The sequence below is a fragment of the Lysinibacillus sp. CTST325 genome, assembly GCF_054665055.1.
In genome coordinates this window covers 236,912-253,929 of sequence record NZ_BAAFHO010000006.1, presented here as the reverse complement: position 1 = coordinate 253,929, position 17,018 = coordinate 236,912, and the positions used below count along the sequence as shown (strand labels likewise).

The 17,018-nt window shown below is 38.3% G+C and carries 13 protein-coding genes and 1 tRNA gene; 12 read left to right on the top strand and 2 right to left on the bottom strand.

Annotation, left to right across the window (positions count from 1 at the left end; translation table 11 throughout):
• Positions 1 to 51: 51 nt before the first annotated feature.
• Both ACYQ73_RS16205 and ACYQ73_RS16200 read left to right on the top strand, forming a co-directional pair.
• Positions 52 to 123, top strand: a tRNA-Glu gene (locus ACYQ73_RS16205).
• A 458-nt stretch (positions 124 to 581) separates the two neighbouring features.
• Positions 582 to 3,359, top strand: coding sequence for an S-layer homology domain-containing protein (locus ACYQ73_RS16200; protein ID WP_460013436.1), 2,778 nt, complete (start codon positions 582 to 584; stop codon positions 3,357 to 3,359).
• A 110-nt stretch (positions 3,360 to 3,469) separates the two neighbouring features.
• On the opposite strand, the gene ACYQ73_RS16195 is transcribed toward ACYQ73_RS16200, so the two are convergent.
• Positions 3,470 to 4,108: an NAD(P)H-binding protein gene (locus ACYQ73_RS16195; protein ID WP_460013435.1), complete on the bottom strand. Its 639-nt coding sequence runs from the start codon at positions 4,106 to 4,108 to the stop codon at positions 3,470 to 3,472.
• A gap of 151 nt (positions 4,109 to 4,259) precedes the next feature.
• Here ACYQ73_RS16195 and ACYQ73_RS16190 point away from each other — a divergent pair, with 151 nt between their 5' ends.
• The 4 genes from ACYQ73_RS16190 to ACYQ73_RS16175 all read left to right on the top strand — a co-directional run bounded on the left by ACYQ73_RS16190 (position 4,260) and on the right by ACYQ73_RS16175 (position 7,947).
• The gene (locus ACYQ73_RS16190) at positions 4,260 to 5,471 is read left to right on the top strand and encodes a diaminopropionate ammonia-lyase (protein WP_460013434.1); all 1,212 of its coding nucleotides are present in this window, start codon (positions 4,260 to 4,262) and stop codon (positions 5,469 to 5,471) included.
• Positions 5,472 to 5,649: 178 nt separating this feature from the next.
• The gene (locus tag ACYQ73_RS16185) at positions 5,650 to 6,411 is read left to right on the top strand and encodes a MerR family transcriptional regulator (protein WP_460013433.1); all 762 of its coding nucleotides are present in this window, start codon (positions 5,650 to 5,652) and stop codon (positions 6,409 to 6,411) included.
• 111 nt (positions 6,412 to 6,522) lie between these two features.
• Complete coding sequence (locus tag ACYQ73_RS16180; protein WP_460013432.1) at positions 6,523 to 6,972, top strand: TraR/DksA C4-type zinc finger protein; 450 nt, start codon at positions 6,523 to 6,525, stop codon at positions 6,970 to 6,972.
• Positions 6,973 to 7,020: 48 nt separating this feature from the next.
• Positions 7,021 to 7,947 carry a dipeptidase gene (locus ACYQ73_RS16175; RefSeq protein ID WP_460013431.1) on the top strand — a complete coding sequence of 309 codons (927 nt, stop codon included), beginning with the start codon at positions 7,021 to 7,023 and terminating at the stop codon, positions 7,945 to 7,947.
• A gap of 26 nt (positions 7,948 to 7,973) precedes the next feature.
• Here the strand turns inward: ACYQ73_RS16175 and ACYQ73_RS16170 are convergent, their stop codons facing one another.
• Positions 7,974 to 8,894: a 1,4-dihydroxy-2-naphthoate polyprenyltransferase gene (locus ACYQ73_RS16170; RefSeq protein ID WP_132364620.1), complete on the bottom strand. Its 921-nt coding sequence runs from the start codon at positions 8,892 to 8,894 to the stop codon at positions 7,974 to 7,976.
• A 354-nt stretch (positions 8,895 to 9,248) separates the two neighbouring features.
• Between ACYQ73_RS16170 and ACYQ73_RS16165 the strand changes: the two genes are divergently transcribed.
• The 6 genes from ACYQ73_RS16165 (at position 9,249) to ACYQ73_RS16140 (ending at position 16,931) form a co-directional block, all read left to right on the top strand.
• Positions 9,249 to 10,634, top strand: a complete 1,386-nt coding sequence (locus ACYQ73_RS16165; protein ID WP_460013430.1) for an isochorismate synthase — start codon at positions 9,249 to 9,251, stop codon at positions 10,632 to 10,634.
• Entirely contained in the window at positions 10,627 to 12,351 is a 1,725-nt protein-coding gene (menD, locus tag ACYQ73_RS16160) for a 2-succinyl-5-enolpyruvyl-6-hydroxy-3-cyclohexene-1-carboxylic-acid synthase (RefSeq protein ID WP_460013429.1), read from the top strand. The genes ACYQ73_RS16165 and menD overlap by 8 nt, the downstream gene beginning before the upstream one ends.
• A complete protein-coding gene (gene menH, locus ACYQ73_RS16155) occupies positions 12,339 to 13,148 on the top strand; it encodes a 2-succinyl-6-hydroxy-2,4-cyclohexadiene-1-carboxylate synthase (protein WP_460013428.1) in 810 nt (269 codons plus the stop codon). Before menD ends, menH begins: the two co-directional genes overlap by 13 nt.
• A 64-nt stretch (positions 13,149 to 13,212) precedes the next feature.
• Positions 13,213 to 14,031, top strand: coding sequence for a 1,4-dihydroxy-2-naphthoyl-CoA synthase (menB, locus tag ACYQ73_RS16150; RefSeq protein ID WP_132364614.1), 819 nt, complete (start codon positions 13,213 to 13,215; stop codon positions 14,029 to 14,031).
• A gap of 317 nt (positions 14,032 to 14,348) precedes the next feature.
• Positions 14,349 to 15,773: an o-succinylbenzoate--CoA ligase gene (locus ACYQ73_RS16145; RefSeq protein WP_460013427.1), complete on the top strand. Its 1,425-nt coding sequence runs from the start codon at positions 14,349 to 14,351 to the stop codon at positions 15,771 to 15,773.
• A gap of 606 nt (positions 15,774 to 16,379) precedes the next feature.
• Positions 16,380 to 16,931 carry a GNAT family N-acetyltransferase gene (locus ACYQ73_RS16140; RefSeq protein ID WP_460013426.1) on the top strand — a complete coding sequence of 184 codons (552 nt, stop codon included), beginning with the start codon at positions 16,380 to 16,382 and terminating at the stop codon, positions 16,929 to 16,931.
• Positions 16,932 to 17,018: the final 87 nt, after the last annotated feature.

Genomic DNA, 17,018 nt, shown 5'->3' with positions numbered 1-17,018 from the left:
TGTAGGTCGGGTAACCGGCGCGAGGGTTCAAATCCCTCCTTCTCCGCCATTGGCCCGTTGGTCAAGTGGTTAAGACACCGCCCTTTCACGGCGGTAACACGGGTTCGAATCCCGTACGGGTCATACTGAAATGCAGTAGATGTAATTTACATCTACTGCATTTTTTTTATGGTACTTTATCAAATAACGAATATTCCTTTCCGTCGAACCGATGTTGCAGTTAGAATAGCCCGCTCCACTCCATCGAGTCTGCTAATTCATACGTGTCATTCATTTGATAAATGTGAAAATATTCTTCCGCTTATCACGTTTAGAGACAATCGTGTATAACAGCCTTGGATCTAAACTTCCTAAAAAGCCGCTAAAAACCAACCTTAAGATCCACGTCTCTTTCAAAAATAAAACAATAAAAATAGGTAATTCATATAGAAAAAACTAAATATAATTAGTATTTGCTTTGTGCTCACCATTCATTGGACAAATAATCCATGGAAAATAGCCGTAATATTGGTATATCCTTTGGAATATATCTATCTTTCTTTTATAATGGGAATGAATAGAATTCATAGGAGGTAATAAAAGTGAAAAAAAAGCAGAGTAAATGGATTATGAGTGCAGCTTCTGCTGCTTTGATTGCTGCAGCTGTTGTTCCTACTGCAAGTGCGGCTAATTTTACAGACATTGCAAAAAGTGACCATAAAGAGGCCATTTTGGCACTAGCAGATGCAAAAATTGTAGCTGGATATCCAGACGGTTCGTTTAAGCCAAACGGGGTCCTTACGAAAGGCAATGTAACAAAATTTTTAGGGAAATGGCTTGAATTAGAACACTTCCAAGTGCCAGCAGACTACAATAAAAAAGTACGTTTTACAGACATGCCTACAACTGCAAAAGATAAAGAATTACTACAATATGCAGCGCTTATAAATGATACTGGTATTTTTAAAGGGACTAACAATAAGTTATTACCTTCCGAGTATATCTCGCGCGAACAAATGGCTTCTATTTTAGTACGTGCAATTGAAAAAGTTTACGATATCGATTTAATTGCGATGTATAAAAAAGAAAACTTTAAATCTTCTATTACAGATTTAAAAGTAGCTTCACCAGAAAATCATGAGGCCATCATCGCACTAGAATATGCCAAAATTACAAATGTAAAGACGTTTAATCCGAAAAACACACTAACACGTGGTCAATTTTCGTCATTTTTACATCGTTCAATGACGAATATCGGTGAAATGGTAAGAGGGCCTGAAGTGTCCATCCAAACAGTTAAAGTTATAGATGCAAAAACACTACAGGTAACATTAACAGATGGGACAAGCCATAAGGTAACATTAGCGACACCGCTTACTGAAAATGTGGAAACGAAGGTAGATTTCAAAATTAATGACAAACCATATTCCGCTGTTGTTACATATGAAGTGAATGAGTTAAATGTACAATCAATTGAGGGAATTAATGCTTCTCAGATTAAAGTTGTCTTCAACCAAGCAATTGACCCACTTTCTGTGTTAAAAGCAGATGGGAAATTACAGGATAATGTTGTAGCTTTCTCTAATGTGGATACTTTAAGAGCACTATCCGTTATAAAAACAGAAATCAGCGCTGATAAAAAATCAATCACCTTTACAATGAATGAACCATTAAAAGGTACTCATCGTTATGTGTTCAGCAACATCAAATCTGAAAAGGGCACAGTGCTTCAAAAAGTAGATGCGAATTTTGTTATTGCTGGAGATACACAAGCGCCTACGATTTTAGGAACAACGCAAGGAAAAAATTCTTCAATCGTTAAAGTGCAGTTTTCTAAGCCAATGGCAGCATTTCCAAATGAACGCATTCAATTTACATTAGCAAATGGTACAAAGGTATCGAATGTAGTTGGAAGTATTGAGCAAAACTCAACTGAAGCGACATTTGACTTATCAGCCGCAACCATGAATGGTGTGTATTTAGCCCCTGGTACAGCTGTTCAAATTACATTCGTAGCGGCAACAGATATGGCAGGGAACATCATTTCACCAAATCCTTCTACTGTAACAGTGAAAAAGGGAGATAAGGATGGTGTTCCACCGACACTATCTTCTGTTACGCAAACTGGACCAAATACGTTCCAGCTATTGTTCTCAGAGGAGATTCAACCACTTTATTCATATGATCTTTCAGTCAAAAGCGGTCAGACTTCAATTTCTGTGAATTCTGTAGAGAAAGATCCTAAAAATGGTCGTTTATTTAATGTAACGGTGGATCCAAGAAGCTCGCTTCAAGGAATTACAACGATTGGGACAGCTTCGAGTCGTGTAATAACGGACTTATCAGGTGAAACGGCAACATTCTCAACAGCGTATAACTTTATAAGAGATGACAGAGCGCCAGCCCTAATGAGTTCTGAAATTGTTTACGAGGATAGTGTAGAATATTTACAATTAACTTTCGATAAGCCTGTACAGTTAGGCGTTAACGCAAAAGCACAATTTACTGGAAAATTCGTTAATAATTACATTTTATATGAGATTTCAAGAGGACCTCAAAGTGATATTCAAATCGTAAAAGATCAACCTACGAAATTACGTGTTAAAATGGCAGGACTACTAGGTAGTTATGATACAAAGGGAGCTCTTTTCGATGGTAAATTAAATTTATTTAATGTTACCAATTTATACGGTGTGCCAGTCACTGAAGTGCAAAATGTTAAATTTACACGTAACGGTGATTTAAATATAAATGGCAATAAATTAGCCTTATCGCAATACAATGCAATTCAAACATCTGCAACAGATTATTCTATTAAAGATAATAATATTGTTTATTTAAATTTCAATTATCCTGTTGATCCAGCGCTTGCTCAAAACGTTCAAAATTATAGTATTGATAATGCTCAGGTAGAAAGTGCTGTTGTAGAGGGATCCAATTTAAATCGTATTAAGCTCACATTGAAAAAGGATTCAAATTATTTTAATGGCACACGAAACTTCACGATTAAAGGCTTAAGAGCAGCAAACTCTATGGAATCATTTGATGAGGTGCGAACATCCATTAACCTTAAAGAAAATATTGCACCAAAGGTTGTGAATGTTAATGTTAGCAATTCACAAACAATAGAGCTTGTTTTCAGTGAACCAGTAATAAACGTTAATAATTTGGATTTTAATATTACTGTGAATGGTTCTTCGGTAGCAGCAACTACCTATGGACAAGGTAATGATAGAGTATTAATTACAATACCACAGAATGGCTATTTATTTGAAAACGGCAGAAGTGTTACGATTCAAGCTTCACCGCGTAATGATATTAGGGATTTCAATGGGAATAAATTAGATTTCACTTCTCAAACAATTACAGTACAAAGATAAATAAAAAGGGATTAAGCAAGAATTCCCTACGATTTATCATTTAACTAAAAAATGCATGCTGGATATATTCTCAGCATGCTATTTTCTTATCTCTCTTTATTGCGATTACACTAATGAGAGATAAACGGTGCTTTATGCACGTATTTTTTATTATCAATATGATCAATGATAAAAGTGGCTATATCTTGATTCGTAATTTTTGTACCAGGCATATCCGTAAGGTTTTCCTTTATTCGATTGGATGTTAAGCTATCTTGTACAAACGGTAATCTAATTAGTGTCCATTTGATCTGTTTATTATTTGATAAAAATTGCCATTCCAATTTTTTATCCTGCATCATTTTCGAAAAGAAAACTTCAAACATCTTTGCTCCTAAACGATTCATCATGCTTTTTTTGTCCTCTTTAATCGTTAGAGAACCACCTGAAACACCTATATAACGACTTATGTTTAAATCATTCATCACATTAAAAATATTATTTGTAACTTTGCTATATATAGGTTTCTCTTTAGTTGGTTGACCAAATGTATTAATAACAACTTGACTATCTTTAAGAAGTTCTCGGATGTTTTCTATATCCTGTACCTGCCCTTTCACTATTTCAATTGCATCATTTTTATAGTGTAACTTTTCAGGATTTCTAACAAGCATCCGAACATGATATCCTTTTTGTATTGCTTGAGTTGCTATATGCCTTCCTACTTTCCCAGTTCCTCCAATTATCGCTATCTTAAAAGGATTATCCATTATATACCTCCGGTTGAATATGTTAGTAGATATACGATGAACCCTATTAAAAGGATTCAAATTTTTCTTTTTTTACTAAAGTATGTAATATGGTTTTGTTTTGCGAATCTATAAGCTAAGATGAAAATAGAAAAAAACTAGGGGGATATGGATGGGGAATTTATTGTGGACTAACAACCAACAATATTTGTTACAGAAGAACGTAGAACAAGTAACACCTTTTCTACGTCATTTTTCACTGGAACAAGTAAATCGTATTGGTAAATTTCAGCGTACATATGAGAAATTTGAAAGCACACCACTTCGTAACTTAAATGCTTATGCATCATTCGTTGGGGTACAAAGTATTGTTGTAAAAGATGAATCTTATCGATTTGGCTTAAATGCATTTAAAGTATTAGGTGGCGTGTATGCAATTGGGCAGTACGTTGCCAAAAAGTTAGATAGAAATATTGAGGAGCTATCGTTTGAGCAGCTTTCATCACCTGAAGTAAAGGAGCAGTTAGGGGACTTAACGTTTATTTCAACGACAGATGGCAATCATGGTCGTGGAGTAGCTTGGGCTGCTAGAGAGCTTGGTTTGAAAGCCCGCATTTATATGCCTGCTGGTAGTGCAGAGGAGCGCCTCCAAAATATTAAAAATGAAGGTGCATATGCTGAAATAACGACAATGAATTATGATGATACAGTTCGTTATACATCACAACTAGCAACAGAAAATGAATGGGTCGTTATTCAGGATACGATGTGGGAAGGCTATGAGGAAATCCCGTTATGGATTATGCAAGGCTATACAACACTAATAAAAGAAGTCGCCCTGCAGTTGGAAAAAGCGCCTACCCATGTATTTTTACAAGCTGGGGTTGGATCTTTTGCAGGGGCAGTTGTAGCTTTCTTACAACAATATTATGAGCAAAAGATTACATTTGTCTTAGTAGAGCCTTTTGTAGCGAATTGCTATTATGAAAGCTTTAAAGCAGGAGATGAACAGTTTGTAACGGTTGGTGGAGAGATGCATACAATTATGGCCGGTCTTGCTTGTGGTGAGCCGAATCCACTTGCTTGGGACCTGTTAAAGACTTATACGAAGGTAAGTATTTGCTGTGATGAGGAAGTTGCTGCAACAGGTATGCGCATTCTAGGAAATCCGCTAGCGACAGATGTACGAATTATTGCTGGAGAATCGGGAGCTGCCCCAGTTGGATGTTTTTACGAATTGATGACAAATGAGCATTATACAGAACTGAAGGAAACTTTACAATTAGATGAAGATTCTCGAGTATTGTTTATTAACACTGAAGGTGATACAGATGTAGAAAACTACAGAAATATTGTGTGGCATGGCAAGTATGCAAAAATTTAATTGAAGAAATGGCAAACTAGTGATAATAAAACGTTCTAGTTTGCTTTTTTCATTTACGACGCGCCCAGTGGAACAGAAATCAACCCAACGTTATAGTAATGTGCAAATTCCCCATAATTTTTTTCTTGACCTTAACGTAGCGTAAACATTTACAGTAGCATTAATGGAGGTGAAAAATGTGGAATATACAATTCAAGAGCTTGCTCAATTATCCGGGGTAAGCACTAGAACACTGCGTTATTACGATGAAATTGGATTACTGAAGCCAGCAAGAACGAATGAAGCGGGCTATCGATTTTACGGACAGTTTGAAGTTGATTTGCTCCAGCAAATTTTATTTTATAGAGCATTAGATATGAAGCTAGCAACAATTAAGGAACTTATTCAAGCGCCTGATTTTCAACATACAGAGGCACTCAAAACCCATCGTACAGCTTTACTGAAACGCAAGGAGCAGCTGGAAAAGATATTACAAACAGTAGAAAAAACCATTCAATCAATTGAGGAGGAACAACCAATGGCAAATGAAGAGAAATTTAATGGACTAAAAGAGCAGTTAATCGCGGAAAATGAAAAGCAATACGGTCAAGAAATTCGTGCAAAATATGGTGACAAAACGGTTGATGCATCAAATGCAAAGGTAATGAATATGACAGAGGAACAGTTTGAAGCAATGCAACAGCTAGAACTGCAATTATTTAATCGTTTAAAAGAAGCGATGGAAATTGGCGATACGAACAATGATGTGGCAATGGAGGTTGCGGAGCTTCATAAGCGCTGGCTTAACTTTACATGGTCACAATATTCTAAAGAGGCACATGCAGGTATAGCTCAAATGTATATAGCAGATGAACGCTTTGCAGCATATTACGATGAGCGTGTTTCTAGAGGAGCAGCACAATTTTTACATGATGCCATCATCAATTTCACCTTGGCGTAATTGTACTGAATGAAGATAAATTATACAAAAAAATAAGTGATTCATCCTCGTGCTTTCATGTTTTAGAAATATTATTTTAGGAAAAAATGAAAGCATGAGGAGGAGATTTTTTTGAACCCACAAGTAATGGAAAAATTAAAAAAGCAATTAGAACAGGAATTACAGGAAATAGAGAAGCAACTTGATGAATCAGAGCGTCCACAAGCGACAGAGCTATCTAATTATGATAATCATCCAGCTGACAATGCGAGTGATTTAACAGATCAGCTTACGGAAATGGCGATTGATGAGCACCGGGGTGACGATGCTGAAGAAATAAAAGCTGCACTACAAGCGATGGAGGACGGTACGTATGGTAAATGCGCTGTATGTGGTGAAGAGATTCCTATTGGTCGCTTAGAAGCTATGCCGAAAGCATTGACATGTGTTGAGCACGCAGAGCACAAAGAGGATAATTTAAGGCCAGTAGAGGAAGATGTGTTGTCTTCTACGCCAAGATCGGATGATTTCATAGAACTTGAGGAATTTGGCTCTTCTGATACACCACAAGATAAAAGTTAGTAAGCATTTTCGCTCACAGGCAGTATAATAGCTGTATGGGGTGAGAATATGGACATAATTGATTTACACTGCGATGCTCTATCGAAATTAACAACTTTAGAAGCGGCAAAATTTGAAGATGATGTACGTTTGCAAGCCAATCGCCAGAGATTACAATTAGGGCGAGTTAAGGCACAAATATTTGCTATTTTTATTAATCCTAAAATTCCGCAAAGTATGCGATTTTTAGAGGTAGTGCGGCAAATTGAAGCCTTCCATACACATGTATTACAAACTGAGGGCATGGTGCATATTACGGATTGGTCGCAATTAGATACTTTAGCTCCGCATGAAATTGGTGCAATTTTAAGCTTAGAGGGCTGTGGTCCAATCGGCGAAGATTTAGCAAAGCTTGCTGCAATATTAGATGCAGGTGTGAAGTTAATTGGCCTAACGTGGAATGAAGAAAATGCTGTGGCTCACGGTGCTGAACAGGATGCAAGCCTTGGTTTAAAACCATTTGGTAAAGAGGTTTTAAACTTGCTAAATGAGCGAGATATTATTATCGATGTCTCGCATTTAAATGAACAGAGTTTCTGGGATGTCTTACCACTAGCGAAGCATATCATTGCGAGCCATAGTAATGCACGTGCAATTTGTGATCATCCAAGAAATTTAACGGACGCTCAGGCAAAAGCACTGGTCGAGCATGGAGGGCACATTCATGTCGTTTACTACCCGCCTTTTATCCATGACAATGCTACGATAGATGATTTAGTAGCGCATGTGAAGCATCTAGCGAATATAGTAGGCGTAGAGCACCTTGGACTAGGGTCAGATTTCGATGGGATAGATGCTACTGTACAAGGTTTAGCACACGCAGGGGAGGCACAAAATTTGTTAGAGGCGTTACGTGAACATTTTTCAACCGAAGAAGTTCGTGGTATTGCAAGTGAAAATTTTAGATGCTATGTAAAAAATGCAGCAACCCGTTAAGGTTGCTGCATCTTTAATTATAGATCTTAATAAAAAAAATATTGAATTAATAAACCGATTCCTAAGAGGAAGCCGAAGAATGTATTTGTTTGCGCTGTAAATTTCATCGCAGGCATAACTTCTTTCGCTTCTTTTTTGTCGCGGAAAATTTGAATCGCACGAAGTGGCTTTGGCACACTTAAGAAAATAATTAGAGCCCAAAAAGTAATACCATCAATTGCTACAAGAGCGATTACCCATAAATATGAAACGATAAAAAAGCCAGATAGCACAGAAATGGCATTATCTCGACCTACTAAAATAGCAAGCGTTCGTCGACCACCCTCTGTATCGCCCACGATATCACGGATATTGTTGGACAGCATGATAGCCCCAACTAAAATCATACTTGGTACTGAAAGCAAAACAGCATCTAATGTCACAGTAAGCGTTTGAATATAAAAGGCGATTAAGACAATCCCCATTCCCATAACAGCGCCAGATACAATTTCTCCAAATGGTGAATAGGCTATTGGATATGGTCCTCCAGTATATAAAAAACCAATAAGCATACAAACAAGCCCGACAGCAGCAAGCCACCAAGAGGTTGAGGCACATATGTAAATGCCAAGCAACATAGCGATTGCATAAAAGCTTAAGGCAATCATCATAATTGTTTTTGGTTGAACACCGTGACGCACAATCGTTCCGCCGATACCGACAGAATTTTCATTGTCTAATCCTAATTTGTAATCGTAATATTCATTGAACATATTTGTTGCTGCTTGTATAAGCATACTTGCAATGAGCATAGCAAAAAATAGTCCAAAATCAATTGTTTGTTTTTCAATTGCTAAGGCAATCGCTGTTCCTAAAAATACTGGAACGAATGAAGCGGTTAAAGTATGTGGGCGTGTTAAATGCCACCAAACTTTAAAACCCCTATCAGCTTCAATGACTTTGGTCATAAGGTCTTTCTCTCCTTCAAATGTTGTAGACTATTCTTATTTTATACGAAGAATGAGAAAATGGGTAGGTTCACAGCTTATTACATACAGTTCAATTAAAAAAAATGATACAATAGAACATGCATTTATGAACTGAAAACAATAATTAAGATAATAGCAACAGTACGAAGAATAGGCTAGCAAATAAAAAATGACCCCTATTTTAATAAAAAAATATGATGTAGTAAAAGTACAAACGCTCACTTTATAATGAAAAACCAAAGCAGTTGATATAAATGACTGAAAGTGTAGAACGAGTACAAAACATACCGTGCGTCATTCATTATGTACATTGCAACAACGGAGGTAATTTTCATGCAACAGAAGTGGTACCAAGCCACAGAGGTAGAAGTGGACTCTTTGGGCCAAAGCCTTCATTTTTATATGGAAACAATTGAAGTTAGTCGCTTATCGGCGCTCGCATTTTATGCAGCGGGCGAGGAGCATTATAAAGGTGAACGATTTTATTGGCAAAATAGAGAAAAAACAATGACATTAGTAGGGTTAGGACATGCCTATACGATTCAAAATAACGCCAAAAATGATCGCTTTGATGCAGTAGAAGCAGAATGGAAAAATTTAACAAAAAACTGTGTGAAGGGACAAAGCGAGCTACAGCCAATTTTGTTTGGCGGATTTACATTCGATCCACAAAATAATGTAACTGGGGAATGGTCAGACTTTCCAGAGGCTTATTTTGCACTTGCAACCTATCAGCTTGTCATACGTGATGACAAAGCGTTTGTAAGTATTCACCTTATTTCAAAAAATGAGCAGGTAGAGTCCCAATTTGAAGCGCTACGTAAAGAGCGAGATCATTTAATTCATGCTGCTCAAGTAAAAGAAGTGAAAACGTATTCGAAGCCTGAAATCACAAGTTACTTTGAGCCATACAAGGAGCCGTATTTAGCTTCGATTGATCAAGTAACTGCATTGATTAAGCAGAAGAAGGCAGATAAAGTCGTTATTGCACGCTCACTAGCATTGCAATTTAAAGAACAAGTTTCTTCACCACAGGTACTCTCACAAATTATTCATGAGCAACCAGAGAGCTATTTATTTGGTTTAGAACATCAAGAATTATTGTTCTTTGGTGCATCCCCTGAACGTCTTGTAAAAGTAGAAGAGGGTCGAGCCTTTTCATCTTGTGTTGCAGGATCTATTAAACGTGGTAAGACAGCAGAGGAAGATGAAGCTTATGGACAAAGCTTATTAAATGATTCGAAAAATGGTGGCGAGCATCAATATGTTGTCGATATGATTGCGGAAACATTCCGTAAAAATTGTGTAGAGATGACAATACCGGATGGCCCACGCTTACTAAAAATTAGAGATATACAACATTTATATACACCTGTTGAAGGTCAGTTAAATAATGAGGCAACAATATTACAACTGACAAAATCTTTGCATCCGACGCCAGCTTTAGGCGGTGTGCCAAGGAAAGAGGCAATGGCAGCTATACGTAAGTATGAGCCTATGAATCGTGGGCTTTACGCTGCTCCAATTGGTTGGGTAGATGCTGACGGCAATGGGGAATTTGCAGTGGCCATTCGTTCGGCTGCTTTACTTAAGGACAAAGCTTATTTATATGCTGGTGGCGGTATTGTAGCAGATTCAGAGCCACAATCTGAATATGAGGAAACATTAGTGAAATTCCGTCCAATGCTTCGCGCGCTAGGAGGACAATTACATGAGTGAACGGAAAATTTTAACGGACTATGTTTATAAAATGGTAGCATCATTAGTACAAGCTGGTGTTGAAAACGTTGTTGTCAGCCCTGGCTCACGTTCGACACCTTTAGCTTATGCATTTGCTTCAACGAAACAGCTTCATATGTATCGTCAAGTTGATGAACGATCGGCTGCCTTTTTTGCGCTAGGAATTGCAAAGGCTACAGCAAAACCTGTTGTTCTTTTATGTACATCGGGAACAGCTGCGGCAAACTATTTCCCTGCCATTGTTGAAGCAAGCTATGCTCGTGTACCGTTAATTGTCATTACAGCTGATCGTCCACATGAATTGCGAGAGGTGGGTGCACCACAAGCTATTCATCAGCCGAATTTATATGGTACAAATGTCAAATGGAGCGTGGATTTCCCTTTGGCAGATGGTGCCGCACCAACATTGCCGTTTATTGAGCGTCATATTGCACGTGCGGTAGCGGTGGCAATGAGCGCACCATTTGGACCAGTGCATATTAATGTACCGTTCAGAGAACCTTTGTTGATTGATTTTCGAGAGGAACTTCCAAAAGCGACATTTAAGCATAGTAGTATGGGTCAGTTAGTACCTTCAAAGGAGACTCAACAAGAGCTATCGGAGATTTTACGTGCAACTAAAAGAGGCTTTATTATTATTGGTGAACTAGCACTCGGTACAGATTTAACAACTATGTGGGAGTTTATTCGCCAATTAAAATGGCCGGTCATTGTCGAGAGTTTATCTAATATGCGGTCATCTGTCCCAGAAGATTGTCTTCCTTATATGATCACGACGTATGATGCCATTATGAAAAGTGAAGATTTTAAAGCATTAGTTGAACCAGATACGGTGTTACGTTTAGGGGCACAGCCTGTTTCTAAATTTATCATGCAATTTATGACTAAATCTCAGCCTAATGCCTATATTGTTGTCGATGAAGATCCGATGTTCCGTGATTCTACAGGTGTGTCTACTCATTTTGTTCATGCTAGTATTGGTGAGTGGCTTACGCAATTAGAAATCTCTGAAACAGCCCTAGAAACTGAGTATTTAACTGAGTGGCAGGATGCTAATGATATTGCACTTGAGTATATTGAACATTATGCTGACGGTGCGATTGATGAGGGAGCAATGGTAAGTCGATTACTAAAAATGATTCCTAATGGCAGTGATGTTTTTGTTAGTAGCAGTATGCCAGTGCGTGATATTGATACGTTTTTAATGGCGACACCGAAGGATATTCGGATTGTTGCGAATCGTGGAACGAATGGTATTGATGGTGTCGTATCAACTGCAATGGGCTTTAGTCAAGGAAATAACCGTGAAACCTATTTGCTTATTGGCGATTTAGCCTTTTTACATGATGTCAACGGTCTCATTGCCTCAAGATACCAGGAATGCAATTTGACAATAATCGTTATGAATAATGATGGTGGCGGTATTTTCTCTTATTTACCACAATCTACAGTTGAGGCACATTATGAAGATTTATTTGGTACGCCAACTGCCCTTAAATTCCATGATATTGCCAATATGTACGATATGGATTATATACGAGTAGACGATATTTCAGAGCTATCAGTAAAGTTCACTACGATGAAAAAACGACCAATGCGCTTAATGGAAATTTTCACGAATCGAGAGGAAAATGTGTATGCGCATCGGGCATTGTGGAATCGCATTAACGCAGGGTTAAAAGCATGGCAAAGCTAATGATTCGAGGGCTTGAAACATACGTAGAAATCTGGAATGAAGAAGCGGAGCAAACGCTCGTTGTATTGCATGGCTTTACAGGTAGTACGGCTACGTGGCGTAATTTGGCGAAAGCTCTACCTAGTGTACGAGTTATTGCCATGGATTTAATTGGACATGGCCAAACAGCTATACCTCAACAAATTAGTCGTTTCTCTATGCAAGAACAAATCCAAGATTTAGAGGAAGTTTTTGACCAGCTACAGCTCAAGAAGTTTACGCTGTTAGGCTATTCAATGGGAGGAAGAGTTGCACTATCGTATGCAATCTCCTACCCAGAACGCATTGACAAGCTCATTTTAGAAAGCGCTTCTCCAGGCTTGCGAACTTCAAAGGAACGTTCTGAACGTTGCGAAAGAGATAACGCTCTAGCTGAAAAAATAATTAGTAACGGTTTGTTATCATTTGTTAATGCATGGGAGAACATTCCTTTATTTGAATCTCAAAAGCGTTTACCGCACAGAGTAAAAGAAGCGATTCGGTTAGAACGACTTTCTCAGAAGGAGGAAGGTTTGGCAGGTAGCTTACGAGGGATTGGTACAGGCAGTCAGTTGTCGAATTGGATGTCATTGGAGGAGCTTGAATTTCCTGTTCTACTAATTACAGGCTCACTCGATGAAAAATTTTGTAAAATTGCTCTAGAAATGAAAGCGTTATTAAAAAATGCCAAGCATATGACAGTAAATGACGCAGGACATGCAATTCATGTGGAAAATCCCGCTGAGTTTGCTACAATAGTAGAGGAGTATTTAACGTAATATAATTTTTACGTTATCGCCTCGATTTTGAACGAGACGAATTTAATTATTAGGAGGCAATTCAATGACACGTCAATGGACAAGTTTACATACTTATGAAGACATTAAGTATGAGTTCTATAACGGTATCGCAAAAATTACGATCAACCGTCCAGAAGTGCGCAACGCATTCCGACCAAAAACGGTAATGGAAATGATCGATGCTTTCTCACGTGCGCGTGATGACAAAAATGTTGGAGTTATCATTTTAACTGGTGAAGGTGAACATGCTTTCTGTTCAGGCGGAGACCAAAAAGTACGCGGCCATGGCGGCTACGTTGGTGAAGATGAAATCCCACGTCTAAACGTTCTTGATTTACAACGTTTAATCCGTGTTATTCCAAAACCTGTAGTAGCAATGGTTGCTGGCTATGCAATCGGTGGAGGACACGTATTACATGTTGTCTGTGACTTAACAATTGCTGCTGACAACGCTCGTTTTGGACAAACTGGACCAAAAGTTGGTTCATTCGATGCTGGGTATGGTTCAGGCTATCTTGCACGTATTATCGGACATAAAAAGGCGCGTGAAATTTGGTACCTTTGCCGTCAATATGATGCACAGCAAGCACTTGATATGGGATTAGTTAACACAGTTGTTCCTTATGAGCAATTAGAAGATGAAACTGTACAATGGTGTGAAGAAATGCTACAAATGTCTCCAACTGCTCTACGCTTCTTAAAAGCAGCAATGAATGCAGATACAGACGGTTTAGCAGGTCTTCAACAAATGGCTGGCGACGCTACTCTTCTTTACTACACAACAGATGAAGCTAAAGAAGGTCGTGACGCATTCAAAGAAAAACGTCAACCAGATTTCGGTCAATTCCCAAGATTCCCTTGATTATCTGAAACGTTAAACGGCTCGTATCTTAATAAGATACGAGCTTTTTGTATATCTAAAGGGGCAAGACGGATAGACTTGCTAGGGCGACGGAACGTTACGGCTTAGCGTGGGACCGGCATGCGTCAGCGGCGGAGCATCGTGTATTAGCGGCGGAACGTCATGTATTAGCGGCGGAACGACGTGCATTAGCGTCGGAACGTCATGTTTTAGCAGCGGAACAGCACGCCAAAGTAGCAGAAAACTATGTCAGAGCACCGAATAGACGGATGATGTGATAAAGCGGTAAGATTAAGGCTGATTGGAGGAATAATGAGATGTATCTAAATTGGATTTTACAGCGAGCGTATTTAACACCTTTACGAAACGGTTTAACATATAATGGGCAGACTTGGACATTTCAAGAATTAAATGATTTATCGTTAAAACGTGCTCGTCAACTTACAGCACTGGATATTAAGCAAGGAGACCGTATTGCCATAATGGGGCCGAGTAAGCCTTCATTGGTCATTATGATGTACGCGTGTATGCATTTACAATGTGAAATGGTCATGTTAAATCGTAGGCTAACACAGGATGAAATTGCCTATCAGCTAGAGGATTCAGAGGCTATGGCGGTATTAATTGCAGATGAGGATGTAGAAAAATTACCATCACACACGTCTTATTATTTATTTTCTACTATAGAAAAAAGTACCGAAGCGGCTATTGATATTACGAAAGAATGGTCTTTAAACCAAACAACATCGATTATGTATACATCTGGTACGACTGGTTTCCCAAAGGGCGTTTGTCAAACAGTCGGAAATCACCAGGCAAGTGCAACGGCCTCCGTTTTAAATATAGGCTTGCATGTGGAGGATACTTGGTTATGTGCGGTACCACTTTTTCATATTAGTGGCTTTTCTATTTTAGTGCGTTCACTATTGTACGGCAATAAAGTGCATTTATATGATCAATTTGATGCAGAAGCCATTTCCAAAAATATAATGGATGGTAAGGTTACACATATGTCGGTAGTCGCTGTCACATTAGAAAGGATTTTACATACGCTTGAACAGAAAAACGCACAAGCCTCACCGAAATTTAAAATGATGCTAGCGGGTGGTGGACCAGTGCCTGAAGATTATTTAAAGAGAGCGCATGCATTAAATTTAGCTGTAGCTCAAACGTATGGTATGACTGAAACTTCGTCACAAACGGCAACATTAGCGAATGAAGATGCGATGCGAAAAATTGGTTCCGCGGGAAAACCATTATTTTTTAATCAAATTCGCATTGCTGAGCCGAATGACAACGGTGAAGGAGAAATTTGCATACGTGGTCCACATGTTACACCAGGGTACATTGGTCGTTTTGCCCAAAAAGATGCAACAATTGATGGCTGGCTCCATACGGGGGATATTGGTTATATAGATGAAGATGGTTATTTATTTGTCATTGATCGTCGGGCTGATTTAATTATTTCAGGTGGCGAAAATATTTATCCTGCTGAAATCGAAAATATACTACTTACACACCCTGCTGTTAAGGAAGCGGGAGTATGCGGCATTGATGATGAAGCTTGGGGGCAGGTCCCAATTGCCTTTGTTGTATTAAAAGAAGAAGTACAGGTAGAGCAAATACAAGCATTCTGTCAAAAGAAGCTTGCGAAATATAAAATACCAAAAGAAATCATTGTTACGGACGAGCTCCCTCGAAACGGTGCCAACAAGCTACTTCGTAGAAAATTAATGAACTAATAACAAAAAGAAGCCTTCGTTGATAAGAAGGCTTCTTTTCGTGTTGTTGAAAAACAATTATAAAGTAAGGATCTTCGGCAAAACGAGTGGTTGATTTCCGTTCCGAATGGGCGCTTTGTCGCTGACGCTACGCTTTCGCGCAGATAAAACATTTGTCGCTGACGCTTTGCTTTCGCACAGTGCAAAGCTTCCAGAGGGCGTCCGTTGAGTCGCTTGGGCCAACGGATGTTTTTTGCGTGAAAGTGTGCTAGCGAAGCGGCAGCGGCAATCAAGTAGAGGAAGTTGCTTGATGCTCGCCAACTGAATAGCGAGTAGACAGGTTTTCTTAGGTCTATTGGGGTTAGTGATGATAATATCTTTCCTTGGATCTGCGTTTGCTCTTTTAACAAGGGCGTTGACCCAAGAAAGATTAATGCACTCTTTTATTGAATTTTGATCAGGTTAACAAAAATTATTTAATCAAAATTGGTTAAATGATACAATAATGACATTGCGAGGAAAGGTGTGATAAAGATGAAACACATTCATTTCAACAAGGTGATTGAAAAGTAGAGGGAATCTTCTTTTCGATCAATGAATTTAAAAATTATTGAAAAGAGGAATTGTATGTATAAAGATAACGAATTAATAATCCGTCCAATTGAGGAGCAAGACTTATCGAAACTATGGGAGTTAATTTATAAAGAAGATGCACCAGAATGGAAGAAATGGGATGCACCTTACTTTCCGCATAAATCCATACCATTTGAAAAATTCATGGAAACTGCACCAACGTGGGTTGGTAAAGAGAATATGTGGGTTATCACAGTAGATGAAGTCGTATGTGGGATTGTTTCTTATTATTTTGAAGATGAACAAGCTGTCTGGTTGGAATTAGGTATTGTTATACACGAAGGTCAAAATTGGAATAAGGGGATAGGAACTCGTTCTCTAAAACTTTGGCTTAATCATATATTTAATTCATTACCACTTGTCAGAGTAGGTTTAACTACTTGGTCAGGGAATGATAGAATGATTCGGGTTGGAGAGAAGTTAGGTATGCAAATGGAAGCTCGTATCAGAAAAGTACGCTTTTATGAAGACAATTATTATGATTCTATTCGTATGGGCATTTTAAGAGAAGAATGGGAAGCATTAAAACCTGCTTTGAAAATTTAAGTAAACAAGAGTTGGCTTAACAACTCTTGTTTTATTAAAAATAAGATTGTGAAATTTTGCACTTACAGTAACAGGGGCGTTAATTGA

Coding starts and splice junctions, on each gene's coding strand:
- ACYQ73_RS16195 (WP_460013435.1), bottom strand. CDS start 4,108: ATGGATAATCCTTTTAAGATAGCGATAATTGGAGGAACTGGGAAAGTA.
- ACYQ73_RS16190 (WP_460013434.1), top strand. CDS start 4,260: ATGGGGAATTTATTGTGGACTAACAACCAACAATATTTGTTACAGAAG.
- ACYQ73_RS16175 (WP_460013431.1), top strand. CDS start 7,021: ATGGACATAATTGATTTACACTGCGATGCTCTATCGAAATTAACAACT.
- ACYQ73_RS16170 (WP_132364620.1), bottom strand. CDS start 8,894: ATGACCAAAGTCATTGAAGCTGATAGGGGTTTTAAAGTTTGGTGGCAT.
- ACYQ73_RS16165 (WP_460013430.1), top strand. CDS start 9,249: ATGCAACAGAAGTGGTACCAAGCCACAGAGGTAGAAGTGGACTCTTTG.
- menD (WP_460013429.1), top strand. CDS start 10,627: ATGAGTGAACGGAAAATTTTAACGGACTATGTTTATAAAATGGTAGCA.
- menH (WP_460013428.1), top strand. CDS start 12,339: ATGGCAAAGCTAATGATTCGAGGGCTTGAAACATACGTAGAAATCTGG.
- menB (WP_132364614.1), top strand. CDS start 13,213: ATGACACGTCAATGGACAAGTTTACATACTTATGAAGACATTAAGTAT.
- ACYQ73_RS16145 (WP_460013427.1), top strand. CDS start 14,349: ATGTATCTAAATTGGATTTTACAGCGAGCGTATTTAACACCTTTACGA.
- ACYQ73_RS16140 (WP_460013426.1), top strand. CDS start 16,380: ATGTATAAAGATAACGAATTAATAATCCGTCCAATTGAGGAGCAAGAC.